The organism is Phytoactinopolyspora endophytica, from assembly GCF_004138495.1.
GTDB classification, from domain to species: Bacteria; Actinomycetota; Actinomycetes; order Jiangellales; family Jiangellaceae; genus Phytoactinopolyspora; species Phytoactinopolyspora endophytica.
Genome location: NZ_ML142864.1, coordinates 76387 through 83827, shown reverse-complemented (window position 1 = coordinate 83827; position 7441 = coordinate 76387). Strand labels below are relative to the sequence as shown.

The 7441-nt window shown below is 66.9% G+C and carries 7 protein-coding genes and 1 pseudogene; 5 read left to right on the top strand and 3 right to left on the bottom strand.

All coding sequences use genetic code 11. From position 1 onward, the window contains the following. Positions 1-82: 82 nt before the first annotated feature. Both ELR45_RS25585 and ELR45_RS25580 read right to left on the bottom strand, forming a co-directional pair. The gene (locus ELR45_RS25585) at positions 83-979 is read right to left on the bottom strand and encodes a carbohydrate ABC transporter permease (RefSeq protein ID WP_129668869.1); all 897 of its coding nucleotides are present in this window, start codon (positions 977-979) and stop codon (positions 83-85) included. Positions 980-1009: 30 nt separating this feature from the next. Then, complete coding sequence (locus ELR45_RS25580; RefSeq protein ID WP_129668868.1) at positions 1010-2275, bottom strand: ABC transporter substrate-binding protein; 1266 nt, start codon at positions 2273-2275, stop codon at positions 1010-1012. Positions 2276-2725: 450 nt separating this feature from the next. Here ELR45_RS25580 and ELR45_RS25575 point away from each other — a divergent pair, with 450 nt between their 5' ends. Together ELR45_RS25575 and ELR45_RS25570 are read left to right on the top strand one after the other, a co-directional pair. Then, positions 2726-3745: an NAD-dependent epimerase/dehydratase family protein gene (locus tag ELR45_RS25575; RefSeq protein WP_129668867.1), complete on the top strand. Its 1020-nt coding sequence runs from the start codon at positions 2726-2728 to the stop codon at positions 3743-3745. A 47-nt stretch (positions 3746-3792) separates the two neighbouring features. Next, positions 3793-4806, top strand: a complete 1014-nt coding sequence (locus ELR45_RS25570; RefSeq protein WP_129668866.1) for a dihydrodipicolinate synthase family protein — start codon at positions 3793-3795, stop codon at positions 4804-4806. Between the two features lie 9 nt (positions 4807-4815). Here the strand turns inward: ELR45_RS25570 and thiE are convergent, their stop codons facing one another. After that, entirely contained in the window at positions 4816-5466 is a 651-nt protein-coding gene (thiE, locus tag ELR45_RS25565; RefSeq protein ID WP_129668865.1) for a thiamine phosphate synthase, read from the bottom strand. 227 nt (positions 5467-5693) lie between these two features. Between thiE and thiO the strand changes: the two genes are divergently transcribed. The 3 genes and pseudogenes from thiO to ELR45_RS41490 form a co-directional block, all read left to right on the top strand. Then, a complete protein-coding gene (gene thiO / locus ELR45_RS25560) occupies positions 5694-6944 on the top strand; it encodes a glycine oxidase ThiO (protein WP_205857257.1) in 1251 nt (416 codons plus the stop codon). A 57-nt stretch (positions 6945-7001) separates the two neighbouring features. Beyond that, positions 7002-7226, top strand: a complete 225-nt coding sequence (gene thiS / locus ELR45_RS25555) for a sulfur carrier protein ThiS (RefSeq protein WP_205857256.1) — start codon at positions 7002-7004, stop codon at positions 7224-7226. Positions 7227-7289: 63 nt separating this feature from the next. Further along, positions 7290-7441, top strand: a pseudogene (locus ELR45_RS41490) (thiazole synthase); the annotation flags it as partial.

Sequence of the window (7441 nt, the reverse complement as noted above, 5' to 3'; positions counted from 1 at the left end):
TACGGTTTCGGCCGCCGGCCACGCCCGTCCTCGACGGCCTGCGCCTTCGGGCCCGACGGGGTGCCAGTGCTCATGGTGTGGGTCACCGTTCTCTCCCCAACGTCAGGCGCTGGATCATCGCGACGATGAACGTCATCACGAACAGCGCGAGCCCGATAGCTGAGGCGTAGCCGAAGTCGAAGTACCGGAACGCCTGGTCATAGAGCTGGTAGACCAGCACGTAGCTGGAGTTCGCCGGTCCGCCCCCGGTCATCACGTACACCGTGTCGAAGATCTGGAACGAGAACGTGGTCTCGATGACGGCCAGGAAGAACAGCGCGGGCTTGAGCTCGGGCAGGATGATGTAGCGGAACCGTTGCCAGGCGCCCGCGCCGTCAGCCAGCGCGGCCTCTTCGAGCTCACGCGGAACGTCCTGGAGACGGGCCAGCAGGATGAGCATGCCGAAACCGAACCGGCCCCACACCGCGACGATGACGATGGCCGGGATCACCAGGGTGGTGTCCGACAACCAGGCCCGGTCCGCGAAGCCGAGCCATCCCATGACGGACGTCCAGGGCCCACCCTCGGAGAAGATCCAGGTGAAGACGATCCCCGCCAGCACGAGGCTGGTGATCACCGGCAGGAAGAAGATCGACCGGAAGAGTTTGGACCCGCGGAAGGCACGCCGTACGAGCAACGCCATCCCGAGAGACATGAGGATGGACAGTGGCACGGCCAGCAGCGCGATCGTCAACGTGGTGCGCAGCGCCCGCCAGAACAGCGGATCCTCGTTCAGCCGGCGGAGATTCTCCAGCCCGATCCAGTTCGTGTCGGCACCGATCGTGTAGTCGGTGAACGACAGCACACCTCCGGCGACCGCGGGCCCGAACCGGAACGCGATGAACAGGAGCAGGCAGGGCAGGACGAACAGCAGCGCGATCCGCGCCTCCCGCCAGCGGTACCGCTGGCGGGCCTTCGGCAACGTGTCGACCGACACCATCACTCCTGAACTTCGTACGGTCCGGTCCGTTTATCGGACGACGGCCTCGGCCGCGGCGGCCGCGTCGTCGAGCGCTTGCTGCGGTTCCTTCTCACCGATCAGCACCGCCTGGATCTCCGGCGCCAGCACGCCCATGACCTCGCGGGCCTCTTCGGTCAGCGGCCCGACGGTCGTCAGGTCGACGTACTTCTCCGCCTCGCCGAGCAGCGGGTCGCCTTCGTACAGCGAGCCGGTGGACTCCTTCACCGGGAGGAACCCGGATGCCTCGTCGTACTCGGCCGCGCGCTCGGCCTCCGTCACGAAGGAGATCCACGCTCCGGCGGCGTCCTTGTCATCGGCCGAGGACAGCATGGCCAGCGAGCCGACCGTGCCGTAGGCGATCTGCTCCGCGTTGGTCAGCGGCGGCAAGATCACCGTGTTCTCCTCACCCCAGAACTCGACGAGGTTCTTCCCTTCGGAGTGCCATTCGCACGCCACCTCGCCCTGCGCCAGCTTGGTCTGCTCGACCGGCGGGTTGCTGGTCAGCATGTCCTCGGAAACGTAGCCGCCATCGACCATCTCCTGGAGGAAGGTGAGCGCCTCGACGCCGGCTTCGCTGTTGAAGGTGACCTCGGAGCCGTCGTCGTTGAACACGTCGCCACCGGCCTGCCAGAGCAACGGGTAGAAGGTGAGGTTCAGCGTCTGGCTGACATCGCCGCTGTAGGCGAACATGTCGTAGCCGGCGTCCTTGAACTCGGGCGCCATCTCCCGCAGGTCATCCCAGGTTTCCGGGTATTCGCTCTGGCCGACGTCGTCGAAGACCTCCTTGTTGCAGGTCAGCGTGACCGCGCTGGCGAGGATCGGCGCGGCTGTCATCTCGCCGTCGATGGTCACCGCCTCGATCGCGTTCGGAAGGTAGTCGGCCTTCGCGTCGTCGTCCAGGTAGCCATCGATCGGTTCGATGTTGCGCGCGTAGCCAGGCAGCTGGTCCGGAATCATGTACACGACGTCCGGCGCACTGTTGCCCGCGATGGCCGTGGACAGCGCCTGATCGCGGTCGGCCCACGGAAAGATCTCCACCTCCACGTCGACGTTCGGGTACTCCTCGCCGAACGCTGCGATGGTGTCGTCCCAGAAGTTCCGGTGCTCGGTCTCATCGGCGATCACCGGGTACGTCCACATCGTGACCGAACCTTCGACCTCACCAGGCTCGGCACTGCCCGTGTTCGCACCGCCTCCGTCGTCACCGCCACAAGCGGACGCCAGCATGACTGCGCCCAGCGCCGCTGAAGTCATCAAGACCTGTCGAGTTCGCATTGGTCTTCCTTCCTGATCCGAACGAGTGGCCGCTGACGCTCCCCGGCCAGGTGTATGTATGTCACCAGCCTCGGGATGCCGAGGTGGATGACGCCCAGATGCATGAGGCCTGAGATTATTACAGTCAACGGATCTGCACAATAGGTCCCCGCCGAAAATATTCAGAACTGCATGCGGTACAGCCTGCACAGACGATCACGCTATCGATGCGGACCCTCGGAACAGTACTGACACCCAATCAGCCCCTGCACAGCCGCGAGTCAATGGCCCCGCGCATACCGGGGACGATACAAGGCAGTCGTGTCTCTGATATTAACGGCTAGCGATATATTGACTTTTAGGATGTCTCTAAATGAGACTTGGCATGGCCGCCGCTTCGAAGCGGCTAACGTCGCAAAGGGGACGGTGTACCGGCAACGGGCCGGACGCCGACGAGCTGCTGGAAGGTACATGGTGCAGACCGTCGAAGAGCTGGAAGAACGTCTCTCGCGGCCACGTGCCGCCCTGGTGGAGGATCTGCGCAAGCTCGACGGTGACATCGTCGTGCTCGGCGCGGCCGGGAAGATGGGGCCGAGCCTGGTGCGGCTCGCCACCCGAGCCATTCAGGAAGCAGGGACCGCAACCAAAGTCACCGCGGTCTCCCGGTTCTCACAACCAGGCTCCGCCGAAGCCATGGAGGCAGCCGGCGCCCACGTCGTCGCCGCGGACATATCCGATGACCATGCTCTGCGCGACCTGCCTGATGCACCGAATGTCGTGTTCCTCGTCGGAGCCAAGTTCGGCTCGACCGGAAACGAACCCGCCGTATGGGCGACCAACACCTATCTGCCGGGCCGCGTCGCGCAGCGCTACGCCGATTCCCGGATCGTCGCGTTGTCCACCGGAAACGTGTATCCGCTCACGCCGACCGGCAGCGGCGGGCCGACGGAGGAGCATCCGGTCGGCCCCGTCGGCGACTATGCCATGTCGTGCCTCGGGCGCGAGCGCATCTTCACCCACTTCGCCGCCCGGCAGCAGACCCAAACAGCCCTGATTCGACTGAACTACGCCGTCGAGCCACGCTACGGCGTTCTCGTCGATATCGCCCGCAAGGTTCACGCCGGCGAGCCGGTCGACCTCACCACCGGATATGCCAACGTGGTCTGGCAGGGCTACGCCAACGAGGTCATCCTGCGCAGCCTCGGCTACGCCGACGTCCCGCCGTTCCTGCTCAATCTCACCGGACCGGAGACCGTGTCGGTGCGAAGCGTGGCCGAGCAGTTCGCACGCGCGTTCGGCACCGAGGCCGTCTACACCGGCACGGAATCGGAGACGGCCCTGCTGTCGAACGCCGGCCGCTGTCACGGCCTGTTCAGCTACCCGGAACTGCCCCTTGCCGAACTCATCGAGATCACCGCGAGGTGGATCCAGGAGGGCGGGCCCTCATTGGGCAAGCCCACAAAGTTCCAGGTCAGAGACGGCCAGTTCTGATGACCGGAACCGCTACGCCCCCGTTCGCGACCACCTGTCAGGAACCGATGAAGACCTTCCGTAACGGCACCGTCATCCCGGCCCACCCGCTCGCACTCGACGCTGAGCGTCGCATCGACGAACGCCGTCAGCGTGCGCTCACCCGCTACTACCTCGAATCAGGGGCGGGAGGTGTCGCCGTGGGCGTGCACACTACCCAGTTCGCTATTCACGAGCCGAACCGCGGAATGCTCCGCCCGGTCCTCGAGCTGGCCGCCCGCACCAGCGCCGAGTACACCGATCGGTCGCCAGTACTGGTCGCAGGTGCGTGCGGCCCCACCGAGCAGGCGGTGGCAGAGGCCGAACTGGCCGCCTCGCTGGGTTATGACCTGATCCTTCTCGCCCCCTACGGCGCCACGGACCTCAGCGACGAGCAACTGCTCGAGCGCACCCGCGCGGTCGGGGAGGTCCTCCCGGTCATCGGCTTCTACCTCCAGCCGGCGGTGGGCGGACGCACGCTGCCGCGCCCGTTCTGGCGGCAGCTCGCCGACATCCCGTCCGTCGTCGGCGTCAAGGTCGCGCCGTTCGACCGCTACGCCACCCTCGACGTGGTGCACGGAATCGCCGATTCCGATCGCGGCGGCGACGTCACCTTCTACACCGGCAACGACGACCACATCGTCGGAGACCTGCTCGCCACCTACCCGACCGGCGCCGAGTTCGTCGGCGGACTGCTCGGCCAGTGGGCCGTCTGGGTGGAGCGCGCGGTCACCCTGCTGGAGCTGACCCGACGGGCGAAAGCCGGCGACGACGACGCACTGCGCACGGCGGTGGAGATGGACACCGCCCTCACCGACGCCAACGCCGCCATCTTCGACGCCCGGAACAACTTCCACGGCTGCATCCCCGGCATTCACGAGGTGTTGCGCCGGCAAGGGCTACTCGAGGGCACGTGGTGCCTGGACGAGAAAGAGACTCTGGGGTCCGGCCAGCTAGCTGAGATCGACCGGATCTGGGACGCGTACCCTCACCTGCGTGACGACGAGTTCATCGCCGAACATCTCGACCGCTGGCTGAAGTGACACTCACCCTCAGGCGAGCGCGGCGCGCAGACGCGCGGCGGCGGAGTGCGGATCATCGGCGTCGGTGATCGCCCGGACGACGACGATCCGGCGGGCGCCGGCGCCGACCACCTGCTCGACGTTGTCGTGGTCGATCCCCCCGATCGCGAACCACGGTGTCACCGGCTCGGTGTCGGCCACGGCCCGGACAGTGTCAAGCCCGACCGCGGGCCGGCCCTGTTTGGTCGGCGTCGGCCAGACCGGTCCCACGCAGAAGTAGTCGACGTGCGGGTCGCTATCGGCTTCCGTGGCCAGCTCCACTGAGTTCGTGGAACGGCCGAGGATCACCTCCGGCCCCAGCAGCTGCCGTGACGCTCCGACCGGCAGGTCACCTTGGCCGGTGTGGAATACCCTGGCACCGGTGAGCCGGGCGACGTCGGCCCGGTCGTTCACGGCCACCAAAGCGCCATACTGGTCCGCTATTCGAGCCACCAGAGGCTGGAGCTCCAGCTCGTCCTTGACCTCGAGGGTCTTGTCGCGCAGCTGCACGATGTCGACGCCACCGCTCAGCACCGCATGCAGGAAGTCTTCAAGGTCACCACGGTCACGGCGGGCGTCGGTGCACAGGTAGATGCGGGCACCGGCAAGCCGCTCACGGTTCGGATCTGTGGACACGTTCATCGCCGATGAGTCTGACATGTCCGTCCGTCAGGGTCGTCCTCGGCGTGGTTGCCCGATACGTCGGCGATCGGCGTACTGTGGAACCGAGAGCACGGGAGCCCTGAGGGCGGGTGGCCCATGATCACCACCGGTGACGGCACCGCGTCATCGATGCTGTGATCATCGGGCCGCCGGCTGTGCAGGGCTGAGAGGGCCGCCACGGCCGACCGTCATACCTGATCTGGATCATGCCAGCGAAGGGAGCACCGTCCGAGATGGAAGCCCGGACGCCCGCGGCCCGGCCGCCGGGCGCGACTTATCGGCGCGCTACGGACGTCGTCGTCATCGGCTGCGGAATCATCGGGGCGTCGATCGCGTGGCGGCTGGCCGGCCGCGGGCTGAGTGTGCGCTGCCTAGACCCCGAACCAGGGAACGGCGCGACATATGCTGCCGCAGGAATGCTCGCGGCGGTCGCGGAGAGCACGTTCGGCGAGCGTGATCTGATGCGGCTGAACCTTAAGTCGGCCGCGCTGTGGCCAGAGTTCGCGGCAGAGCTAGAGGCAGAGACCAAACGGCCCACGGGGTTCAGAAAGACCGGGACGCTCTCCGTGGCATTCGACGCGGGTGACCGGCAGCAGCTCCATCGCCTGCTGGACCTACAGCGACAGTGGGACCTCAACGCGAGCGAAATCAGCCTTTCCGAGGCTCGCCGGATGGAACCGTCGCTGGGACCGCGGATGGCGGGTGCGGTGTGGGCACCTGACGACCACGAGGCGGACCCTCGCGCGGTGCACGCCGCGCTGCTCGCCGCCCTCTCCGCACGCGACGTCGAGGTCGTCCCACGACGTGCGGTCGCGCTGCTCTCGGAGAGCTCCTCGGCGGTCTCGCCCGCCACCGCGTCCGGGCGGGTGACAGGGGCTCGTGATGAGGCCGGGGAGACCCACCACGCGGGAGCCGTGGTCGTGGCTGCCGGCTGGGAGAGCCGGATCGTCGCGTCCAGCGTGCCGACTCGGCCGGTCAAGGGCCAGGTGATCCGGCTCGACGCCCGGCACGAGCCGGCCTTTCGGCTGCGCCATGTGGTGCGCGGCATCGTCCAGTCGCGGCCGGTCTATGTCGTGCCACGGGAAGACGGTGAGATCGTCGTCGGTGCCACCAGTGAGGAACTGCCGGACGACCGCCAGGTCACAGCGGGCGGTCTGTTCGCATTGTTGCGCGATGCACGGGCATTGCTTCCCGGGCTCGACGAGCTCCCGGTCGTCGACACCACGGCCCGGGCGCGACCAGGAAGCCCGGACAACGCACCGCTGATCGGCGAGTCCGGCACACCTGGTCTGCTCCTGGCGACCGGCCACTATCGCAATGGGATCCTGCTCGCGCCCTTGACGGCTGCCGCTATCGCGTCCCTGTGTGCGGACGGGCGCGTCCCCGGCTCGGTCGCGCTCGCGGATCCGGCACGCTTCAACACGGTTCGTGATCGTCGGTGGCTGCCTGTGCCGTGACACGCCGCATCCGTCCGGCTACATCCGCGGGAGAAGAGCATGAGGAGAGGAACTCGGATGACCACCCGCATCAGGGTCAATGGTGAAGAGATCGCCTTCGACGGGGATCCGTCGGTGCACGACGTCGTCTCCAGAACCGTCGACGGCATCGAAGGTGTGTCCGGTGGCCGCGGCATAGCCGTCGCTCTCAACGACGACGTCGTGCCGCGAAGCAGCTGGGCGATGACAACGGTGAACACCGGCGATCAGGTCGAGATTCTGACCGCCACCCAAGGAGGATGACAGGTGCGTACTGGGGAGGATCCGCTCGTCATCGCTGGCGAGACGTTCTCATCACGGTTGATCATGGGGACCGGCGGTGCGCCCAGCCTCGTCGGACTCGAGGCGGCGCTCAGGGAGTCGGGCACGGAGCTGACCACCGTCGCGTTGCGGCGCGTCCAGGCCGGATCGGAAGGCTCGATCTGGGACCTGCTGCGCCAGAACGGTATCCGCGCGCT